Here is an 18,810-nt window from a genome sequence, read left to right on the forward strand (position 1 = left end):
GCCATGAGAGCCGACCTGGAAATCATCCAAGACTGGATCCCCGCCGGCAGCCGCGTGCTCGACCTGGGTTGCGGCGATGGCGAACTGCTGAGCTGGCTGCGCGACAACAAGCAAGTCACCGGCTATGGCCTGGAAAACGACCCGGACAACATCGCCCAATGCGTGGCCAAGGGCATCAACGTAATCGAGCAGGACCTGGACAAGGGCCTGGGCAACTTTGCCAGCAACAGCTTCGATATCGTGGTGATGACCCAGGCCCTGCAGGCTGTGCATTACCCGGACCGGATCCTCGACGAAATGTTGCGCGTCGGCCGCCAGTGCATCATCACCTTCCCCAACTTCGGCCACTGGCGCTGCCGCTGGTACCTGGCCACCAAGGGCCGGATGCCGGTATCGGACTTCCTGCCGTACACCTGGTACAACACGCCCAATATTCACTTCTGTACCTTCGAGGACTTCGAAGCGCTGTGCAGCGGGCGCGAAGCCAAGGTGATCAACCGCCTTGCCGTCGATCAACAGCATCGCCACGGCTGGGCAAGTAAGCTATGGCCTAATCTTTTAGGTGAAATCGGGATTTATCGGGTCAGCAGTCCTGGCCTGACCGATCATCAGATTGCCGTCTAACCATTTTCGAGGAGGACGATCATGAGTCGCCTGGCTATTTTTCTACTCACCGCCTGCCTGGGCGCCAGCGCCATGGCTGCCGGCCCTATCGACAGCAATCGGCAGAAGGCGTTTGGTGATATCACCGTGCACTACAGCACCTTCACCTCCAGCTTCCTGCAACCCGAGACGGCCCAGGCCGTGGGCGTGGTGCGCAGCAAGAACAAGGGCATGATCAATGTCTCGGTGATCAAGGGCGTGGAGCCCGTGGCGGCCCAAGTGACCGGCACGATCAAGGACTTGACCGGCAAGAGTGAAATGCTGACCTTCAAGCAAATCACCGAAAAAGGCGCGATCTACTACCTCGCCCCCTACTCGGTGCCGCAGCAGGAGTTCCGCACCTTTACCATCAATGTTGAAACCGGCGGCAAAGCCCACGGCTTCAGTTTCACCCAAGAACTGTTCCCGGCCGAATAATGAACCTGACACAACTCGTACTGGCCAGCCATAACGCCGGCAAACTCAAGGAACTCCAGGCCATGCTCGGCGAATCGGTGCAATTGCGCTCGATTGGCGAGTTCAGCCAGGTGGAGCCGGAGGAAACCGGCCTGTCGTTCGTCGAGAACGCCATCCTCAAGGCCCGCAATGCCGCGCGCATTTCCGGGCTGCCGGCATTGGCCGACGACTCCGGCCTGGCCGTGGACTTCCTCGGCGGCGCCCCCGGCATCTATTCGGCGCGCTATGCCGACGGCAAAGGCGACGCGGCGAACAACGCCAAGCTGCTGGACGCCCTCAAGGACGTGCCGGACGCGATGCGCGGCGCGCAGTTTGTCTGTGTGCTGGCCCTGGTGCGGCATGCCGACGACCCGCTGCCGATTCTCTGCGAAGGTTTGTGGCACGGGCGCATCCTGCATGCGGCCAGCGGCGAGCACGGGTTTGGCTATGACCCGCTGTTCTGGGTGCCGGAGCGCAATGTGTCCAGCGCCGAACTGAGCCCCGCCGACAAGAACCAGATCAGCCACCGCGCCCGCGCAATGGATTTGCTGCGCCAGCGTCTGGGCTTGAAATGACCCAGAACACCTCCGCGCAGCCCCTGATCCTCGGTGGCGCGCAAATACCTCGGGCGGCCCTGCCAGTGCTGCCGCCCTTGGCGCTGTACATCCACATCCCGTGGTGCGTGCGTAAATGCCCCTATTGCGACTTCAACTCCCACACCGCCAGCAAGGTGCTGCCGGAAGAAGAGTATGTCGACGCGTTGCTGGCGGACCTGGATCAGGACCTGCACGCGGTGTATGGCCGCGAGCTGAGTTCGATCTTCTTTGGCGGCGGCACGCCAAGCCTGTTCAGTGCTGCGGCGCTGGGCCGGTTGCTGGAGGGCGTGGAGCAACGTATCCGGTTTGCCCGCGACATCGAGATCACCCTGGAAGCCAACCCCGGCACCTTCGAGCAAGAGAAGTTCGTCGCCTACCGCAAGCTGGGGATCAATCGCCTGTCGATTGGCATCCAGAGCTTCCAGCAGGACAAGCTCAAGGCCCTGGGCCGCATCCACAACGGCGACGAAGCCGTACGCGCCGCCGGCATGGCACGCCAGGCCGGCTTTGATAACTTCAACCTGGACCTGATGCACGGTTTGCCCGACCAATCCCTGGACGACGCCCTGGGCGACCTGCGCCAGGCGATTGCGCTCAAGCCGACCCACCTGTCGTGGTACCAACTGACCCTGGAACCCAACACTGTGTTCTGGAACCAGCCGCCGACGCTGCCGGAAGACGACACCCTGTGGGATATCCAGGAAGCCGGCCAGGCCCTGCTCGCCGAACACGGCTACGCGCAATATGAAGTCTCGGCCTACGCCCAGCCGGGCCGGCCCGCGCGGCATAACCTCAATTACTGGAGTTTTGGCGACTTTATCGGCATCGGCGCCGGCGCCCACGGCAAGCTCAGCCATCCAGACGGGCGCATCGTGCGCACCTGGAAGACCCGCGCACCTAAGGACTACCTCAACCCGGCAAAAACCTTCCAGGCCGGGTCGAAAGAGCTGAGCAATGAAGAATTGCCCTTTGAGTTCCTGATGAACGCCCTGCGCCTGACCGAGGGCGTCGAAGCCAGGCTGTATGCCGAGCGCACCGGCCTGGACTTGGCCAGCCTGGAACAAGCCCGCAGGGATGCCGAACAAAGTGGCTTATTGCAGGTCGAACCGTCACGCCTGGCGGCCACGGACCGTGGGCAACTCTTTCTCAATGACCTGCTGCAGAAGTTTTTGAGCTGATCGCTCTAAGGAAATCGAATGGATCTGGTACTCGACCTGCTCGCCACCGTATCCCGCTGGAGCCGTAGCAACCTGTCGGAAATCTCCCTGGCGCTGGTAGGCTGCCTGTTGGTGCTATTCGGCGCCGATATCAAGGGTTGGGTCGAAGCACGCCTGGGCAACATCGCCGGCGCCTTGCGCGTACCGTTGATGGCCCTGCTGTGCATGATCGGCAGCGGTGCTGCGCTGATCTACGCCACACCCTGGATTGTGCGGGGGTTGAGCCAGTTCAATAACTACAGCCTGGCACCGGTGCTGTTGGTGGTGCTGGTGTTGATTGGCGTGGTTGCCGACCGCCGCTGACTCAAAGCCCACCACAAAACAACTGTGGGAGCTGGCTTGCCTGCGATGCAAGCACCTCGGTGTATCAGTGACACCGAAGTGATGCTATCGCCGGCAAGCCAGCTCCCGCAGTTAATCGCATTTCAGCTTGCTAGCTGATTACGCCAGCTTTTCGAACTTCAAATCCCAAACCCCATGCCCCAATCGCTCGCCACGGCGTTCGAACTTGGTGATCGGACGCTCGGCCGGGCGTGGTACGCACTGACCATCTTCGGCCAGGTTGCGGTAGCCAGGGGCGACGTTCATCACTTCCAGCATGTACTCCGCATACGGTTCCCAATCGGTGGCCATGTGCAGGATGCCGCCGACCTTGAGTTTGCTGCGCACCAGCTCCGCGAAGGACGCCTGGACGATACGGCGCTTGTGGTGACGGCTCTTGTGCCATGGATCCGGGAAAAACAGCATCAGGCGGTCGAGGCTGTTGTCGGCGATGCATCGGTTGAGCACTTCGATCGCGTCGCAGTCATAGACCCGCAGGTTTTTCAGGCCCTGGGTCAGCACGCCGTTGAGCAGTGCGCCCACGCCCGGACGGTGCACTTCCACACCGATAAAGTCTTGCTCGGGCGACGCTGCAGCCATTTCCAGCAGGGAATGGCCCATGCCGAAGCCGATCTCCAGGGAGCGCGGGGCAGAACGGCCAAACACCTGGTCAAAGTCCACCGGCGCGTCAGCCAGGGGCAGGACGAACAGCGGCGCGCCTTGGTCGAGGCCCTTTTGCTGGCCTTCGGTCATGCGCCCGGCACGCATCACAAAACTCTTGATGCGGCGGTGCTTGGACTCGTCGCCTTCTTCCACGGGGTTCGGCGTTTCGTTTGATTCAGTCATCAATGGCTCTTACTTGATCAGACCATCCAGCGGCGAGGAGGCGCTGGCGTAAAGTTTTTTCGGCATACGCCCGGCGAGATACGCCAGGCGGCCGGCGACAATCGCGTGTTTCATGGCTTCGGCCATCATGATCGGCTGTTGTGCGTTGGCGATGGCCGAGTTCATCAGCACCGCTTCGCAGCCCAGCTCCATGGCAATGGTGGCATCGGACGCGGTACCGACGCCGGCATCCACCAGCACCGGGATCTTGGCTTCTTCGAGGATGATCTGCAGGTTGTACGGGTTGCAGATCCCCAGGCCAGTGCCGATCAGGCCGGCCAGTGGCATCACCGCGATGCAGCCGATCTCGGCCAGTTGGCGGGCGATGATCGGGTCATCGCTGGTGTAGACCATCACGTCGAAACCTTCCTTGACCAGGGTTTCGGCGGCCTTGAGGGTTTCGATCACGTTGGGGAACAGGGTTTTCTGGTCCGCCAGCACTTCCAGCTTCACCAGGTTGTGGCCGTCGAGCAGCTCACGGGCCAGGCGGCAGGTGCGCACGGCTTCGATGGCGTCGTAGCAACCGGCAGTGTTCGGCAGGATGGTGTAGCGATCCGGCGGCAGGATATCCAGCAGGTTCGGTTCGCCCGGGTTCTGGCCGATATTGGTGCGGCGCACGGCCACTGTCACGATTTCGGCGCCCGAGGCTTCGATAGCCAGGCGGGTTTCTTCCATGTCGCGGTACTTGCCGGTGCCTACCAGCAAACGCGACTGGTAAGTACGACCGGCCAGGACGAAGGGCTTGTCGCTACGAACGATGCTCATGGGAAATCCTCGAGTTGGGGTGAGGTTCTGCAGAATTCGGGTAGTTGCCCCGGGCCTAGCCGCCGCCGATGGCGTGGACCACTTCGACCTGGTCGCCTTCGGTGAGGGCGGTTTCGGTGTGCTGGCTACGCGGGACGATATCCTGGTTGAGCTCCACTGCGACGCGACGTCCGGTCAGTTCCAGACGGGTCAGCAGGGCCGCGACGGTTTCACCGTCGGGCAGTTCATAGGATTCGCCGTTCAATTGAATGCGCATGCCACGGGCCGCCATCGTTTTTAGGGGCCAGCATTCTAGCCTGATCGTGACCTGAAGGTCAGCTACAAGCGTCAGGCGGTCAGTTGCAGGCGCCAGGCGGCGAGCCCCAGGCACAGCCAGCCAATCAGGAACGCCAGGCCGCCAAACGGCGTGATGATCCCCAGTTTGCCGATGCCGATGGTGGTCAACAGGTACAGGCTGCCGGAGAACAACAGGATACCGATGCTGAACGACACACCGGCCCACAGCACCAGCCGCCCAGGCATATGCGCGGCCAATAAGGCCACGCCAAACAACGCCAGGGCGTGCACCAACTGGTAGGTCACACCGGTGTGGAAAATCGCCAGGTACTCAGCACTCAGGCTCTTTTTCAGGCCATGGGCGGCAAATGCGCCGAGGGCAACACCGGTAAAACCGAAAAAGGCAGCCAGCATCAGAAAGCCACGCAACATGAGGAACTCCAGTCAGACTCATTGGGCAGGGTCTGTATAATGGCCCGCTCAACGGGTTCGGCCAAGCCATCTCTATGCTGCGTGTCCTCTTCAGTCGTTTTCTCAAAGTCGTGAAATGGTTTGTCATCGGCAGTGTTTTGCTGGTGCTGCTGTTTCGTGTCGTCCCGCCGCCGTTCACCGCACTGATGGTCGAGCGCAAGATCGAATCCTGGATCGACAGCGAGCCCATTGACCTGCAACGGACCTGGGTGCCGTGGGATGAGATCTCCGATGACCTGAAAGTCGCGGTGATGGCCGGCGAGGACCAGCGCTTCCCGCAGCATTGGGGCTTTGACTTTGGTGCGATCCAGGCCGCTTTGCTGCATAACGAGCGCGGTGGTTCGATTCGCGGCGCCAGTACACTGAGCCAGCAGGTATCGAAGAACCTGTTCCTGTGGGCCGGCCGCAGTTATTTGCGCAAGGGCCTGGAAGCCTGGTTTACCGGGTTGATCGAGATCCTGTGGCCCAAGCAGCGGATCCTTGAGGTGTACCTCAACAGCGTGGAGTGGGATGAAGGGGTATTTGGCGCAGAGGCGGCGGCGCGGCATCATTTTGGCGTGGGTGCCAAGGGACTTTCGCGGCAGCAGGCCAGCTATCTGGCCGCTGTACTGCCTAATCCACGGGTGTGGAGTGCCAGCCATCCGACGGCGTATGTGGCGCGGCGGGCGGCTTGGATTCGTCAGCAGATGGGGCAGTTGGGTGGTACCGGCTATTTGAATGAGCTGAACAGTACGCGGCAGGCGCCGAGGGCCAACTGACACCACCCAATAGGGCTGGCTGACCCACCGCGATCGCAGGCCAGCCAGCGCCTACACCCTGGACCGCGTAAGGCTTGAGGTTTCTCGGGCACGAACAAAAATGCCCCGATCTTTCGATCGGGGCATTTTTTTGGTCGTTCGCAGCGTGCTAGGCGGCGATCGACAGTTTCAGCTTATTCATCGCGCTCTTCTCAAGCTGACGAATACGCTCGGCCGACACGTTGTACTTCTGCGCCAAGTCGTGCAGCGTGGCTTTTTCTTCTGCCAGCCAGCGCTGGTAGAGGATGTCACGGCTGCGGTCGTCCAGCACTTCCAGCGCTTCGTGCAGGTTGTGGTTGGAGTTGTCGCTCCAATCGGCATCTTCCAGTTGACGCGCAGGGTCGTACCGGTGGTCTTCCAGGTAGTTGGCCGGCGATTGGAAAGCGCTGTCGTCGTCCGCTTCGGCGGCCGGGTCGAAGGCCATGTCATGGCCGGTCAGGCGACTTTCCATCTCGCGCACTTCCCGAGGCTCCACACCGAGGCTTTCCGCCACACGGTGGACTTCCTCGTTGTTCAGCCACGCCAGGCGCTTCTTCTGGCTGCGCAGGTTGAAGAACAGCTTGCGCTGGGCCTTGGTGGTCGCCACTTTCACGATGCGCCAGTTGCGCAGGATGAACTCGTGGATTTCCGCCTTGATCCAGTGCACAGCGAACGACACCAGGCGCACACCCATTTCCGGGTTGAAGCGCTTTACAGCCTTCATCAGGCCGACGTTGCCTTCCTGGATCAGGTCAGCCTGGGCCAGGCCGTAGCCGCTATAGCTACGGGCGATATGTACGACAAAACGCAGGTGGGCGAGCACCATCTGCCGAGCCGCCCCCAAATCCTGCTCATAGTAGAGACTCTCGGCCAGTTCACGCTCCTGCTCAGGCGTCAGCAATGGAATGCTGTTGACCGTGTGCACATAAGCCTCCAGGTTCGCACCCGGGACCAGAGCATAAGCAGGTTGCAAAGAAGTGGTCATACGAAAAAACCTCCGACTCACATAACTCGTGCAGTTCAGCACTGCGAAAATTGACCGGGAACCGTAGGACAAGTTCCCTAAACCACTGATACGGTCAATACAAACGAAACCACATTAATCTGACATTAACTACTTCGGCGCCAGCTCACGCAGATGCCGTGCGACCGCAATCCAAGCACCGATATACCCCAACAAGACCGCGCCAAGCAAGAGTGACAGACCATCGGCCGCGGGTACGCCAGCCAGGGCAAAGTCACTGCCATACAAACCGGCCAGGCCGACTACCGCGTCGTTCAGCCAATCCAGGCCAAACGCCAGGACGCCCCAGGACAGAATCCCTGCACCGAAGCCATAAAGCGCGCCCATATATAGAAAAGGACGACGCACATAGCTGTCTGTGCCGCCGACCAGTTTAATCACTTCTATCTCGGTGCGGCGGTTTTCAATATGAAGACGAATGGTATTGCCTATCACCAAAAGTAATGCAGAAACCAGCAACACCGTCAGGCCGAAGACAAACCGGTCGCCCAGCTTGAGAATCGCCGCCAGACGCTCGACCCACACTAAATCAAGCTGCGCCTGTTGCACCTTGGGCAGTTCAGCCAATTTTTGCCTTAATGCTTCGAGGGCCGTCCTGTCGATTTCATTGGGCGTGACCAGCACAACCCCCGGCAGCGGGTTCTGCGGCAGCTCCTTGAGCGCCTCACCCAAGCCGGACTGTTGCTGGAACTCTTCCAGCGCCTGGTCGCGGCTGATGTACTCGGCATCCGCCACACCCGGCAGGTTCTTGATCTGCTCGCGCAAGGCCTCGCCTTCAGTGGCGCTGGCATCCAGTTGCAGGTACAGGGAAATCTGCGCCGCGCGCTGCCAGGAACCGCCCAGGCGCTCGACATTATTCAGCAGCAACGACAAACCCATCGGCAGGCTCAACGCCACGGCCATCACCAGGCAGGTGAAGAAGCTGCCAATCGGCTGCTTGCCCAGGCGGCGCAGGCTGTCCACCAGGCTGGCGCGATGGCTTTCGATCCAGGCGTGCAGCAAGGTGCTGAAGTCAGGACCGTCATCATCGTCGCGTTTCTTTTTCTGCGGTTGCGGGTCGGCGGCTTTCGGCGCCACGCGCTCGGAAACTTTAGGGCTGCGTGTGGCACTCATACGCCAGCCTCCCCGTCACCGATCAGGCGCCCGCGCTGCAGGGTCAACATGCGATGGCGCATACGCGCGATCAATGTCAGGTCGTGACTGGCAATCAGCACACTGGTGCCCAGGCGGTTGATGTCTTCAAAGACCCCCATGATCTCCGCCGCCAGGCGCGGGTCGAGGTTACCGGTGGGTTCGTCCGCCAGCAGCAAGGCCGGGCGATGGACGATAGCGCGGGCAATGCCGACGCGCTGTTGCTGGCCGGTGGACAGGTCGCCGGGATACAGGTCGGTCTTGTCCGACAGCGCCACGCGCTCCAGAGCCGAATCCACACGCTTGACGATCTCGGCCTTGGACAGCCCGAGGATCTGCAATGGCAGGGCGATGTTATTGAACACCGTGCGATCGAACAGCAACTGGTGGTTCTGGAACACCACGCCGATCTGCCGGCGCAGGAACGGGATCTGCGCATTGCTGATGGTGGCCAGGTCCTGGCCTGCCAGCAGCAGTTTGCCGGTGGTCGGGCGCTCCATGGCCAGCAGCAGGCGCAGCAACGTACTTTTGCCGGCCCCGGAATGACCGGTGACAAACAAGAACTCGCCACGGCGCACCCGGAAACTCAGCTCATGCAAGCCGACATGCCCGTTGGCGTAGCGCTTGCCCACCTGTTCAAAACGAATCATGAACGCTCCCGCTCGGCAAACAGTGCCTGGACAAAGGGTTCGGCCTCAAACGTGCGCAGGTCATCAATACCTTCGCCTACACCGATATAACGAATCGGCAGCCCGAATTGTTTAGCCAGGGCGAAAATCACCCCACCCTTGGCCGTGCCATCGAGCTTAGTCAACGCCAGGCCAGTCAGTTGGACTGTCTGGTTGAATTGCTTGGCCTGGCTGATGGCGTTCTGCCCAGTACCGGCGTCCAGCACCAACAGCACCTCGTGCGGCGCGTCGGCGTCGAGCTTGCCCATCACCCGGCGGACTTTCTTCAACTCTTCCATCAAGTTGTCTTTGGTATGCAGGCGACCAGCGGTATCGGCAATCAGTACGTCGATGTTGCGGGCCTTGGCGGCCTGCACTGCGTCGAAGATCACCGAGGCGGAATCGGCACCGGTGTGCTGGGCGATCACCGGGATCTTGTTGCGCTCGCCCCACACCTGCAATTGCTCTACGGCGGCGGCGCGGAAGGTGTCACCGGCGGCGAGCATGACTTTCTTGCCTTCCAGTTGCAGCTTCTTCGCCAGCTTGCCGATGGTGGTGGTCTTGCCGGCGCCGTTGACGCCGACCACCAGGATCACAAAGGGTTTTTTCTCGGTAATCACCAGCGGCGCTTCCACCGGCTTGAGCATGGCAGCCAGTTCGGCCTGCAATGACTTGTAAAGCGCGTCGGCGTCGGTGAGCTGCTTGCGCGCCACCTTCTGGGTCAGGCTCTGGATGATCACGGCAGTGGCTTCGACGCCCACGTCAGCGGTCAGCAGGCGGGTCTCGATATCTTCGAGCAACTCGTCATCAATGATCTTCTTGCCCAGGAACAGGCTGGCCATGCCTTCGCCGATGCTCGCGCTGGTCTTGCTCAGGCCTTGCTTGAGGCGGGCGAAGAAGCCGGTCTTACTGGTTTCAGCAGGTACAGCGACGGGTTCGGCGACCACCGCAACGGGCTCGGCAACCACTGGCTCGACCACCAACGGCGCCGGCTCAACGACAACGGGCTGGGGCTCGACGGCGACCTGGACCGGCTCCACCACCACAGGGATCGGCGGCGTCACATGTTCGGCCTGCACATCCTCGACCAACGCAACAGGTTCTTCAGCCACCGGCAATGGCGGCCACGGCTTATGCTCTGGCTCTGGCTCTGGCGCAGCCTCCACCTCCGGCTGCAAGACCGGCTCGGCGATAGGCAGCACCACCGGCGCTGGCGTCTCGACGACAGGCTCGGCCACGGGCTCAATCGCCGGTTCCGCTTGCAGAACAGGCTCAGGCACAGGCTCGGGTTGGACTTGCGGCTGTTCGACGACGGTTTCCTGCGGCTTTTTGCGCAGCCATCCGAACAGGCCTTTTTTCTCGCCAGCCGCAGCTGGGCTCTTCTTGTCGTCGTTGGAACCAAACATGGAGGACGGCTATCTCACGGTAGCGACGCGCCAAGGAGGCGCCTCGGTAAATAATATTCGATGCGCAACAGACTGTTTTTTAGCCAGCTTGTTCATGCGCAGCATTTTGTGAGGCGTGAATACAGCCTCAACAAATCGATTCAATATAGGACTGAAGCGATAAAATCGGCGAAAAGCGAATTAAAACCGGGGAAACCCACGGATAACTCCATCTTTACGACGACTGGATCCGAAACGATATGACAGCCGCAGTGGCCGCCGCTAATACGGATCAGTATCCTAGCACCTCCTCGCCCGCCGACGCTAAGACCAAGCGGGCAGCCCAACAGGTTTAAAAACGAATGAATGCTCTAGCCCGCCGCGCCGCAGGCCTGCTGCTCAGCACAGTTTGTCTGCCCCTTTCAGCCTTGGCTGCCGACCCACAACCCACCCATGAATTCACCCTGGACAACGGCCTCAAGGTCGTCGTGCGCGAAGACCATCGCGCCCCGGTGGTGGTCTCGCAGGTCTGGTACAAGGTCGGCTCCAGCTATGAAACCCCTGGCCAGACCGGTTTGTCCCACGCCCTGGAACACATGATGTTCAAGGGCAGCTCCAAGACCGGCCCCGGCGAAGCCTCGTTGATCCTGCGCGACCTGGGCGCCGAAGAGAACGCCTTCACCAGCGACGACTACACCGCCTACTACCAAGTGCTGGCCCGCGACCGCCTGGGCGTGGCCCTGGAGCTGGAAGCCGACCGCATGGCCACCCTGCGCCTGCCGGCCGACGAATTCAGCCGCGAGATCGAAGTCATCAAGGAGGAGCGCCGCCTGCGCACCGATGACAACCCGATGTCCAAGGCCTTCGAACGCTTCAAGGCCATGGCCTACCCGGCCAGCGGCTATCACACGCCGACCATCGGCTGGATGGCCGACCTGGACCGCATGAAGGTCGAGGAACTGCGCCACTGGTACCAATCCTGGTATGTGCCGAACAACGCCACCCTGGTGGTGGTCGGCGACGTGACCCCGGACGAGGTGAAAACCCTGGCCCAGCGTTACTTCGGCCCGATCCCCAAGCGTGACGTGCCACCGGCGAAAAAGCCCCTGGAGCTGGCCGAACCAGGCGAACGCCTGCTGACCATGCATGTGCAGACGCAGCTACCGAGCGTCATCCTCGGCTTCAACGTACCCGGCCTGGCCACCGCCGAAGACAAGCGCTCGGTCAACGCCCTGCGCCTGATCTCGGCACTGCTTGATGGCGGCTACAGCGCGCGCATCCCGAGCCAGCTGGAACGCGGTGAAGAATTGGTGTCGGCTGCCTCGACCAGCTACGACGCCTACACCCGGGGCGACAGCCTGTTCACCTTGAGCGCCACCCCCAACCAGCAGAAGAAGAAAACCGTGGCCCAGGCCGAAGCCGGGCTCTGGCGCCTGCTGGATGAACTCAAGGCCAAGCCACCGACCGCCGAGGAACTGGAGCGTATTCGCGCCCAGGTCATTGCCGGGTTGGTCTACGAGCGTGACTCCATCACCAGCCAGGCCACAGCCATTGGCTCCCTGGAAACGGTCGGCCTGTCGTGGAAACTCATGGACACCGAGCTTGCCGAACTGCAAAGCGTGACGCCCGAAGACATCCAGAAGGCCGCGCGCACGTATTTCACCCGCGAACGCCTGAGTGTCGCCCATGTCATGCCACAGGAGAGCACTCATGAGTGATCGCAAAAACAACCGCCTGGTGCTGCCTGGCCTGATCGTCGTGACTCTGGTGGCGGCAGTCGCGGTGTATATCGGTCGCCCGGACGACTCCGTTGCCAGCCCGGCGCTGGAGCAGGCCAAGTCCAGCAAGACCCTGCAATCCCTGGCAGAACTGGACGGCAAGAACCCAACCAACCGCCAGCTCAACGTGCAGACCTGGAACACCGCCGAAGGCGCCAAGGTGCTGTTCGTCGAAGCCCACGAACTGCCGATGTTCGACATGCGCATCCTGTTCGCTGCCGGTAGCAGCCAGGACGGCAACACGCCGGGCCTGGCCCTGCTGACCAACGCCATGCTCAACGAAGGCGTGCCGGGCAAGGATGTGGGGCAGATTGCCGCCGGTTTTGAAGGCCTGGGGGCGGATTTCAGCAACGGCGCCTACCGCGATATGGCGCTGGTGTCGCTGCGCAGCCTCAGTGCCGCCGACAAGCGCGAGGCCGCCCTCACGCTGTTTGACCAGGTGATCGGCCAGCCGACCTTCCCGGCCGACTCCCTGGCGCGGATCAAGAACCAGTTGCTGGCCAGCTTCGAGTACCAGAAGCAGAACCCGGGCAAGCTGGCGAGCATCGAGCTGTTCAAGCGCCTGTACGGCGATCATCCCTATGCGCACCCGAGCGAAGGCACGCCCGAGAGCGTTCCGGCCATTACCCAGGCACAGCTGAAGGCATTCCACGCCAAGGCCTACGCCGCCGGTAACGCGGTGATCGCGATGGTCGGCGACCTGTCCCGTGCCGACGCCGAAGCCATGGCAGCCAAGGTGTCCGCATCCCTGCCCAAGGGCCCGGCACTGGCGAAGATCGCCGAGCCGACCGAGCCCAAGGCCGGCCTGGGGCATATCGAGTTTCCCTCCAAGCAGACGCACCTGTTGTTCGCACAACTGGGCATCAACCGCGCCGATCCGGACTACGCGGCCCTGTCCCTGGGCAACCAGATCCTTGGCGGCGGTGGCTTTGGCACTCGCTTGATGAGCGAAGTGCGCGAGAAGCGCGGCCTGACCTATGGCGTGTACTCGGGCTTTTCGCCGATGCAGGTGCGTGGTCCGTTCATGATCAACCTGCAGACCCGCGCCGAGATGAGCGGCGGCACCTTGCGCCTGGTGGAACAAGTGCTGGCCGACTACCTCAAGACCGGGCCGACGCAAAAAGAACTGGATGACGCCAAGCGCGAACTGGCCGGCAGCTTCCCGCTGTCCACTGCGAGCAACGCCGATATCGTCGGGCAACTGGGCGCCATGGGTTTCTACAACCTGCCGCTCAACTACCTGGAAGACTTCATGAAGCAATCCCAGGCCCTGACTACCGAACAGGTCAAGGCTGCACTGAACAAGCACTTGAGCAGCGATAAAATGGTGATCGTGACCGCTGGTCCCACCACCGCGCAAAAGCCACTACCGCCCCCCACTGATAAACCTGCCGAGCAGCCGCTCGGGGTTCCGGAGCATTAATGGCTAGTCCATCCCGCCCTAAAAAACCTGTCCATAACGTGCATAACGGTGTGGGCCAGCTGCGCATCATTGGCGGCCAATGGCGCAGCCGCAAGCTGAGCTTCCCCGATGTCGTGGGCCTGCGCCCGACTCCGGACCGGGTCCGCGAGACCCTGTTCAACTGGCTCGCGCCGTACATCGAAGGGGCCAAGGTGCTTGACCCGTTCGCCGGCAGCGGCGCGCTGTTCCTCGAGTCCCTGTCCCGTGGCGCCGCCCTGGGTCAGGCCCTGGACGCGAGCAACGTGGCGGTTTCCAGCCTGCGCGAACACCTGGGCACCCTGCGTTGCACCACCGGTCACGTCCAAACCGCCGATGCCCTGCGCTACCTGGAAACCCAGCCAGCCAGTGCATTCGACGTGGTGTTCCTCGACCCGCCGTTCAACCAGAACCTGTTGCCAACCGTCTGCGCGCTGCTGGAAGAGCGCCAGTGGCTGGCCGATGACGCCTGGGTCTACACCGAAAGCGAAACCGCGCCGTCGACCCTGGGCCTGCCGGGCAACTGGCGCCTGCACCGCGAACAAAAATCCGGGCGGGTGTATTACGCGTTGTGGCAACGTACGGTCCAGACCGCTGACTAAATAACGTGGCAAGCCACTTTACTGTGGCGAGCGGGCTTGCCCGCGTTGGGTTGCGCAGCGACCCTAGAAAATGGGACTGCTGCGCAGTCCAACGCGGGCAAGCCCGCTCGCCACAGCCACAGCCACAGCCACAGCCATAGCCACAAGCCACAGCCACAGCCACAAAATACGCAGCCAACATTAAAGCAGTGTCGAGACCACCCATCGTGCCGCAACCCTCCCACCGCTTCACCCCCGCCTTCGGCCTCGGCAACCCTCACCTGCAAACGTTGTGGGGCCCGCTCTGGCGCCCCACCACCCACCTCGAACGCCAACGCGAGCGCCTATGGCTGGAGGATGGCGACTTCCTCGACCTCGACTGGCACGGCCCCCACGACCCGCATGCGCCCCTGGTACTGATGCTGCATGGGCTGACCGGCTCGTCCAATTCGCCCTACGTCGCCGGCCTGCAAAAAGCCCTGGCCAGTCAGGGCTGGGCCAGTGTCGCGTTGAATTGGCGTGGTTGTTCCGGCGAACCCAACCTGCTGGCCCGCAGTTATCACTCCGGGGCCAGTGAAGACCTGGCGGCCGCCATCGCGCACCTGCGGGCCAAGCGCCCATTGGCGCCGCTGTATGCCGTGGGTTACTCCCTGGGCGGCAATGTGTTGCTCAAGCACTTGGGCGAAACCGGCGACAACTCCGGCCTGCAAGGCGCGGCCGCGGTGTCGGTACCATTTCGCCTGGACCAGTGCGCCGACCGTATCGGCCTGGGCTTTTCACGGGTCTATCAGAAGCACTTCATGCGCGAGATGCTCGGCTATATCCGGGTCAAGCAGCGCCAATTCCTACAGGATGGTCGCGAAGAAGCACTGAAAACCCTGGCCGAGCTGGGCTCCCTGGAAAAGATGCGCACGTTCTGGGATTTCGATGGGCGCGTCACTGCGCCACTGCATGGCTACCTGAGTGCCGAGGACTATTACCGGCGGGCGTCGAGCCGTTACTTCCTCGGGGCGATTCGCACACCGACGCTGATCATCCAGGCGGCAGATGATCCTTTTGTGTTTGCCCACAGCCTGCCCCAGGCCAGTGAACTGTCGGACTGCATCGAGTTTGAATTGCAGGCCAAGGGCGGTCACGTGGGGTTTGTCGATGGTTCGCTGAAACAGCCCGGGTACTACCTGGAGCGGCGGATCCCGCAATGGCTGCTGTCTCAACTCGATAAATAATGTGGCTGGCTTGCCTGGTGAAATCAGTCGCCAGTAGCAATTGCCCGCTGCGGATCATTGATCCACTCACTCCACGACCCCGCATACAACTTGCCCAACGGATACCCCGCCAGGCTCAGGGCAAACAGGTTGTGACACGCCGTCACGCCCGAGCCGCAATACGCCACCAACTCATTCGGCGAACGACCTTGCAGCTTGTCGGCAAACCGCTGCTTGAGCTGCTCCACCGGCAAGAAGCGCCCGTCACTGCCCAGGTTCTCGCTGAACGCCGCACATTGCGCGCCGGGAATATGCCCGGCAATCGGGTCGATGGGTTCCACCTCACCGCGAAAGCGCGGCAAGGCCCGGGCGTCGATCAGTGTCAGGCCCGGCTGGCCCAGGCGTTTTTGCAGGTGCTCTGCGTCCAGTAGCAGGTCGTAGTCGGCAGTGCCAGCAAAGGTCCCCGGCTCGGTGCCCGGCGCATCCAGGCTCAAAGGGAAACCGGCGCTGTGCCAGGCCTTCAGGCCACCATCGAGGATCGACACCCCGTCGCGCTTGCCCAACCAGGCCAGCAGCCACCAGGCACGGGCGGCATATGCGCCAGGACCATCGTCATACAGCACGATTTCGCTGTCGGCATGGATGCCCCAGGCCCGCAACTGCTGGACCAGCGCCTCGGGTGCCGGCAGCGGATGGCGTCCAGTCACGCCTTTAGTCACCGGCCCGCTGAGGTGGCGTTCCAGATCGGCATACTGTGCCCCCTCGATATGCCCTTCGGCATAGCTGCAACGCCCGTAATCCGGATCTTCCAGGGCAAACCGGCAATCGAGGATGACTAAGCCTGCGTGCTGCTGGCGCTCGGCCAGTTGTTGCGGGCTGATCAGTTGTGCAAGCGGCATAACGGACTCCTGGAAATACGTTCGGGAAAGGGCCTACTTCACTTCTTCCAGTGCCTGACTTAACGGCACGTAAAATTCCTTGAACAACGCGTCCACGGCTTCTTTGGCCTGTGGCGTGATAAACCCCGCCTCCAGCACCAGCACCTGGTACACCCCGCGCTTGATCGCCTCGGCGCTCAGGTGTGCGGAGTTCTCGTTGGTGGTGCACAAAAAGCGCACCCAGGAGGTGAGGATAATCCAGGCATTGAGGGTCAGGGCTTCGGTCTGCACCGGGTCCATGTTCAGGATCCCGGCCTCGACAAACCCCCGGTAAATCGCGCCGCCCTGAATCAGGCAGCGCTGGGAGAAACGCCGGTAGCCGGTGGCCAGCTCCGGGTCGCTCTCCAGCAGATGCTCAAGGTCACGGTGCAAAAAACGGTAGCGCCACATGCCGGCCAGTACCGCCTGCAGGTAGAAACGCTTGTCTTCGACCACCATGGCGCGCCCCTGGGGCGGGCGCAGGAAGCTGTCCACCAGGGCTTCATACTCGCGAAACAGCACCGCGATAATCGCCTGCTTGTTCGGGAAGTGGTAGTACAGGTTGCCCGGGGATATTTCCATATGGGCGGCAATATGGTTGGTGCTGATGCTGCGCTCGCCCTGCTGGTTGAACAACTCCAGGCTGGTTTGCACGATGCGTTCGCTGGTCTTTACTCGTGGTGCCATGGGGTATCGGCTTCTTGAATCCTGATGCAAACATCTTACGGTCTATCCTTGCCAGGATAAAACTGCATGTTACTGCGAAGGCATTTGACAAATTAGAGCAATGACTCTAAAAACCCAGGTACTCCAATAATATTCGGGAACTGCGCCATGTCTGCCAATGTTGCCTACCTGCAAGATTCCCAGGCGCTGGACCAGCTCCAGGACCTGTTCGCTGCCCAGCGCCGCGCCTACGCGGCCAACCCGATGCCGCCAGCGGCGCAGCGCCAGCAGTGGCTCAAGGCATTGCGTGACCTGCTCAGCGATGAGCGCCAGGCGCTGATCGAGGCCATCAGCAACGATTTCAGCCATCGCAGCGCCGATGAAACCCTATTCGCCGAACTGATGCCCAGCCTGCACGGCATTCACTACGCCAGCAAACACCTCAAAGGCTGGATGAAACCATCGCGCCGCGCTGTAGGTATAGCCTTCCAGCCGGCATCTGCCAAAGTGATCTATCAGCCCCTGGGCGTTATCGGGGTGATCGTGCCCTGGAACTACCCGCTGTACCTGGCCATAGGGCCGTTGGTCGGCGCGCTGGCGGCGGGTAACCGGGTGATGCTCAAGCTCAGCGAATCCACCCCCGCCACCGGCCAACTGCTCAAGACCCTGCTGGCGCAAATTTTCCCCGACGACCTGGTGTGCGTGGTGCTCGGCGAAGCCGAAGTGGGCATGGCGTTCTCCAAGCTGCCGTTCGATCACCTGCTGTTCACCGGGGCCACCAGCATCGGCAAGCATGTGATGCGCGCCGCCGCCGAGCACCTGACCCCAGTCACCCTGGAGCTGGGCGGCAAATCCCCAGCCATTGTCTCGGCCGATGTACCACTCAAAGACGCCGCCGAACGGATCGCATTCGGCAAGGCGCTGAATGCCGGGCAAACCTGTGTGGCGCCGGACTACGTGCTGGTTCCCGAAGACCGGGTGGACGGTTTCGTCGAGGCCTACACCCAGGCGGTACGCGGGTTTTATCCGACCCTGGCCGACAACCCGGACTACACCGCAATCATCAACGAGCGACAACTCGCCCGGCTCAATGCCTACATCAAGGACGCCACCGACAAGGGCGCGACCCTGTTGCCGCTCTACGACCAGGGCCAGGCCCGGCGCATGGCCCATAGCCTGCTGCTGAATGTCAGCGATGAGATGACCGTGATGCAGGACGAGATTTTCGGCCCGGTGCTGCCCATCGTGCCCTATCGCGGCATCGACCAGGCCTTTGCCTACATCAACCAGCGCCCGCGCCCGCTGGCGTTGTATTACTTCGGCTACAACAAGGCCGAACAGAATCGCGTACTCCACGAAACCCATTCCGGCGGCGTGTGCCTGAACGACACCCTGCTGCATGTGGCCCAGGACGATATGCCGTTTGGCGGCATCGGCCCGTCGGGTATGGGCCACTACCATGGCCATGAGGGTTTTCTCACCTTCAGCAAGGCCAAGGGGGTGCTGATCAAACAGCGCCTGAATGCGGCCAAGCTGATTTACCCGCCGTATGGCAAAGCCATCCAGAAACTGATCCAGAAGCTGTTCGTGCGCTAAAACCGTTACCACCGGG

General features: G+C 61.8%; 21 protein-coding genes. 11 read left to right on the plus strand and 10 right to left on the minus strand.

The window, feature by feature from the left end:
- Positions 1-3 precede the first annotated feature (3 nt).
- Genes metW through JFT44_RS03210 form a run of 5 tightly spaced genes read left to right on the plus strand, consistent with a single transcriptional unit; the run spans position 4 to position 3,214 of the window.
- Positions 4-624, plus strand: a complete 621-nt coding sequence (gene metW, locus JFT44_RS03190; protein WP_029300485.1) for a methionine biosynthesis protein MetW — start codon at positions 4-6, stop codon at positions 622-624.
- 21 nt (positions 625-645) lie between these two features.
- Positions 646-1,080 carry a DUF4426 domain-containing protein gene (locus JFT44_RS03195; protein WP_029300487.1) on the plus strand — a complete coding sequence of 145 codons (435 nt, stop codon included), beginning with the start codon at positions 646-648 and terminating at the stop codon, positions 1,078-1,080.
- The gene (gene rdgB / locus JFT44_RS03200; protein ID WP_027606096.1) at positions 1,077-1,673 is read left to right on the plus strand and encodes an RdgB/HAM1 family non-canonical purine NTP pyrophosphatase; all 597 of its coding nucleotides are present in this window, start codon (positions 1,077-1,079) and stop codon (positions 1,671-1,673) included. The genes JFT44_RS03195 and rdgB overlap by 4 nt, the downstream gene beginning before the upstream one ends.
- Positions 1,670-2,872: a radical SAM family heme chaperone HemW gene (hemW, locus tag JFT44_RS03205; protein ID WP_233098280.1), complete on the plus strand. Its 1,203-nt coding sequence runs from the start codon at positions 1,670-1,672 to the stop codon at positions 2,870-2,872. The genes rdgB and hemW overlap by 4 nt, the downstream gene beginning before the upstream one ends.
- Before the next feature lie 18 nt (positions 2,873-2,890).
- Entirely contained in the window at positions 2,891-3,214 is a 324-nt protein-coding gene (locus tag JFT44_RS03210) for a DUF3392 domain-containing protein (protein ID WP_029300493.1), read from the plus strand.
- 138 nt (positions 3,215-3,352) lie between these two features.
- On the opposite strand, the gene trmB is transcribed toward JFT44_RS03210, so the two are convergent.
- The 4 genes from trmB to JFT44_RS03230 form a co-directional block, all read right to left on the minus strand.
- Positions 3,353-4,078 carry a tRNA (guanosine(46)-N7)-methyltransferase TrmB gene (trmB, locus tag JFT44_RS03215; protein ID WP_057440379.1) on the minus strand — a complete coding sequence of 242 codons (726 nt, stop codon included), beginning with the start codon at positions 4,076-4,078 and terminating at the stop codon, positions 3,353-3,355.
- 9 nt (positions 4,079-4,087) lie between these two features.
- On the minus strand, positions 4,088-4,882 hold the full coding sequence (locus JFT44_RS03220; protein WP_017845016.1) for a thiazole synthase: 795 nt from the start codon (positions 4,880-4,882) through the stop codon (positions 4,088-4,090).
- A 55-nt stretch (positions 4,883-4,937) separates the two neighbouring features.
- On the minus strand, positions 4,938-5,138 hold the full coding sequence (thiS, locus tag JFT44_RS03225; protein WP_162947777.1) for a sulfur carrier protein ThiS: 201 nt from the start codon (positions 5,136-5,138) through the stop codon (positions 4,938-4,940).
- Between the two features lie 71 nt (positions 5,139-5,209).
- Positions 5,210-5,590: a DUF423 domain-containing protein gene (locus tag JFT44_RS03230; RefSeq protein ID WP_057440381.1), complete on the minus strand. Its 381-nt coding sequence runs from the start codon at positions 5,588-5,590 to the stop codon at positions 5,210-5,212.
- A gap of 74 nt (positions 5,591-5,664) precedes the next feature.
- Between JFT44_RS03230 and mtgA the strand changes: the two genes are divergently transcribed.
- Positions 5,665-6,387 (plus strand): monofunctional biosynthetic peptidoglycan transglycosylase, encoded by a 723-nt coding sequence (gene mtgA, locus JFT44_RS03235; RefSeq protein ID WP_057960890.1) that lies wholly within the window; start codon positions 5,665-5,667, stop codon positions 6,385-6,387.
- Positions 6,388-6,535: 148 nt separating this feature from the next.
- Here the strand turns inward: mtgA and rpoH are convergent, their stop codons facing one another.
- The 4 genes from rpoH to ftsY form a co-directional block, all read right to left on the minus strand.
- The gene (gene rpoH, locus JFT44_RS03240) at positions 6,536-7,390 is read right to left on the minus strand and encodes an RNA polymerase sigma factor RpoH (protein WP_003176698.1); all 855 of its coding nucleotides are present in this window, start codon (positions 7,388-7,390) and stop codon (positions 6,536-6,538) included.
- Positions 7,391-7,519: 129 nt separating this feature from the next.
- Entirely contained in the window at positions 7,520-8,542 is a 1,023-nt protein-coding gene (ftsX, locus tag JFT44_RS03245) for a permease-like cell division protein FtsX (RefSeq protein ID WP_198830351.1), read from the minus strand.
- Entirely contained in the window at positions 8,539-9,210 is a 672-nt protein-coding gene (ftsE, locus tag JFT44_RS03250; protein WP_198830352.1) for a cell division ATP-binding protein FtsE, read from the minus strand. The genes ftsX and ftsE overlap by 4 nt, the downstream gene beginning before the upstream one ends.
- Entirely contained in the window at positions 9,207-10,634 is a 1,428-nt protein-coding gene (gene ftsY, locus JFT44_RS03255) for a signal recognition particle-docking protein FtsY (protein WP_128593391.1), read from the minus strand. Before ftsY ends, ftsE begins: the two co-directional genes overlap by 4 nt.
- Before the next feature lie 341 nt (positions 10,635-10,975).
- On the opposite strand from ftsY, the gene JFT44_RS03260 reads away from it, so the two are divergent.
- The 4 genes from JFT44_RS03260 to JFT44_RS03275 all read left to right on the plus strand — a co-directional run bounded on the left by JFT44_RS03260 (position 10,976) and on the right by JFT44_RS03275 (position 15,636).
- Positions 10,976-12,331, plus strand: a complete 1,356-nt coding sequence (locus JFT44_RS03260; protein ID WP_057440385.1) for a pitrilysin family protein — start codon at positions 10,976-10,978, stop codon at positions 12,329-12,331.
- The gene (locus tag JFT44_RS03265; RefSeq protein ID WP_057440386.1) at positions 12,324-13,814 is read left to right on the plus strand and encodes a pitrilysin family protein; all 1,491 of its coding nucleotides are present in this window, start codon (positions 12,324-12,326) and stop codon (positions 13,812-13,814) included. The genes JFT44_RS03260 and JFT44_RS03265 overlap by 8 nt, the downstream gene beginning before the upstream one ends.
- Positions 13,814-14,431, plus strand: a complete 618-nt coding sequence (gene rsmD / locus JFT44_RS03270) for a 16S rRNA (guanine(966)-N(2))-methyltransferase RsmD (RefSeq protein ID WP_057960893.1) — start codon at positions 13,814-13,816, stop codon at positions 14,429-14,431. The genes JFT44_RS03265 and rsmD overlap by 1 nt, the downstream gene beginning before the upstream one ends.
- Before the next feature lie 206 nt (positions 14,432-14,637).
- Positions 14,638-15,636 carry a hydrolase gene (locus JFT44_RS03275; protein WP_198830353.1) on the plus strand — a complete coding sequence of 333 codons (999 nt, stop codon included), beginning with the start codon at positions 14,638-14,640 and terminating at the stop codon, positions 15,634-15,636.
- Positions 15,637-15,659: 23 nt separating this feature from the next.
- Here the strand turns inward: JFT44_RS03275 and JFT44_RS03280 are convergent, their stop codons facing one another.
- The gene (locus tag JFT44_RS03280; protein ID WP_057440387.1) at positions 15,660-16,514 is read right to left on the minus strand and encodes a sulfurtransferase; all 855 of its coding nucleotides are present in this window, start codon (positions 16,512-16,514) and stop codon (positions 15,660-15,662) included.
- Positions 16,515-16,547: 33 nt separating this feature from the next.
- The gene (locus tag JFT44_RS03285) at positions 16,548-17,219 is read right to left on the minus strand and encodes a TetR/AcrR family transcriptional regulator (RefSeq protein ID WP_029300622.1); all 672 of its coding nucleotides are present in this window, start codon (positions 17,217-17,219) and stop codon (positions 16,548-16,550) included.
- 147 nt (positions 17,220-17,366) lie between these two features.
- Here JFT44_RS03285 and JFT44_RS03290 point away from each other — a divergent pair, with 147 nt between their 5' ends.
- Positions 17,367-18,794 carry a coniferyl aldehyde dehydrogenase gene (locus JFT44_RS03290; protein WP_057960895.1) on the plus strand — a complete coding sequence of 476 codons (1,428 nt, stop codon included), beginning with the start codon at positions 17,367-17,369 and terminating at the stop codon, positions 18,792-18,794.
- The last annotated feature ends 16 nt before the right edge of the window (positions 18,795-18,810 follow it).

It is taken from the genome of Pseudomonas sp. MF5691, from assembly GCF_016405645.1.
GTDB classification, from domain to species: domain Bacteria; phylum Pseudomonadota; class Gammaproteobacteria; order Pseudomonadales; family Pseudomonadaceae; genus Aquipseudomonas; species Aquipseudomonas shahriarae.

Coding starts and splice junctions, on each gene's coding strand:
- metW (WP_029300485.1), top strand. CDS start 4: ATGAGAGCCGACCTGGAAATCATCCAAGACTGGATCCCCGCCGGCAGC.
- JFT44_RS03195 (WP_029300487.1), top strand. CDS start 646: ATGAGTCGCCTGGCTATTTTTCTACTCACCGCCTGCCTGGGCGCCAGC.
- hemW (WP_233098280.1), top strand. CDS start 1,670: ATGACCCAGAACACCTCCGCGCAGCCCCTGATCCTCGGTGGCGCGCAA.
- JFT44_RS03210 (WP_029300493.1), top strand. CDS start 2,891: ATGGATCTGGTACTCGACCTGCTCGCCACCGTATCCCGCTGGAGCCGT.
- trmB (WP_057440379.1), bottom strand. CDS start 4,078: ATGACTGAATCAAACGAAACGCCGAACCCCGTGGAAGAAGGCGACGAG.
- JFT44_RS03220 (WP_017845016.1), bottom strand. CDS start 4,882: ATGAGCATCGTTCGTAGCGACAAGCCCTTCGTCCTGGCCGGTCGTACT.
- thiS (WP_162947777.1), bottom strand. CDS start 5,138: ATGCGCATTCAATTGAACGGCGAATCCTATGAACTGCCCGACGGTGAA.
- JFT44_RS03230 (WP_057440381.1), bottom strand. CDS start 5,590: ATGTTGCGTGGCTTTCTGATGCTGGCTGCCTTTTTCGGTTTTACCGGT.
- mtgA (WP_057960890.1), top strand. CDS start 5,665: ATGCTGCGTGTCCTCTTCAGTCGTTTTCTCAAAGTCGTGAAATGGTTT.
- rpoH (WP_003176698.1), bottom strand. CDS start 7,390: ATGACCACTTCTTTGCAACCTGCTTATGCTCTGGTCCCGGGTGCGAAC.
- ftsX (WP_198830351.1), bottom strand. CDS start 8,542: ATGAGTGCCACACGCAGCCCTAAAGTTTCCGAGCGCGTGGCGCCGAAA.
- ftsE (WP_198830352.1), bottom strand. CDS start 9,210: ATGATTCGTTTTGAACAGGTGGGCAAGCGCTACGCCAACGGGCATGTC.
- ftsY (WP_128593391.1), bottom strand. CDS start 10,634: ATGTTTGGTTCCAACGACGACAAGAAGAGCCCAGCTGCGGCTGGCGAG.
- JFT44_RS03260 (WP_057440385.1), top strand. CDS start 10,976: ATGAATGCTCTAGCCCGCCGCGCCGCAGGCCTGCTGCTCAGCACAGTT.
- JFT44_RS03265 (WP_057440386.1), top strand. CDS start 12,324: ATGAGTGATCGCAAAAACAACCGCCTGGTGCTGCCTGGCCTGATCGTC.
- rsmD (WP_057960893.1), top strand. CDS start 13,814: ATGGCTAGTCCATCCCGCCCTAAAAAACCTGTCCATAACGTGCATAAC.
- JFT44_RS03280 (WP_057440387.1), bottom strand. CDS start 16,514: ATGCCGCTTGCACAACTGATCAGCCCGCAACAACTGGCCGAGCGCCAG.
- JFT44_RS03285 (WP_029300622.1), bottom strand. CDS start 17,219: ATGGCACCACGAGTAAAGACCAGCGAACGCATCGTGCAAACCAGCCTG.
- JFT44_RS03290 (WP_057960895.1), top strand. CDS start 17,367: ATGTCTGCCAATGTTGCCTACCTGCAAGATTCCCAGGCGCTGGACCAG.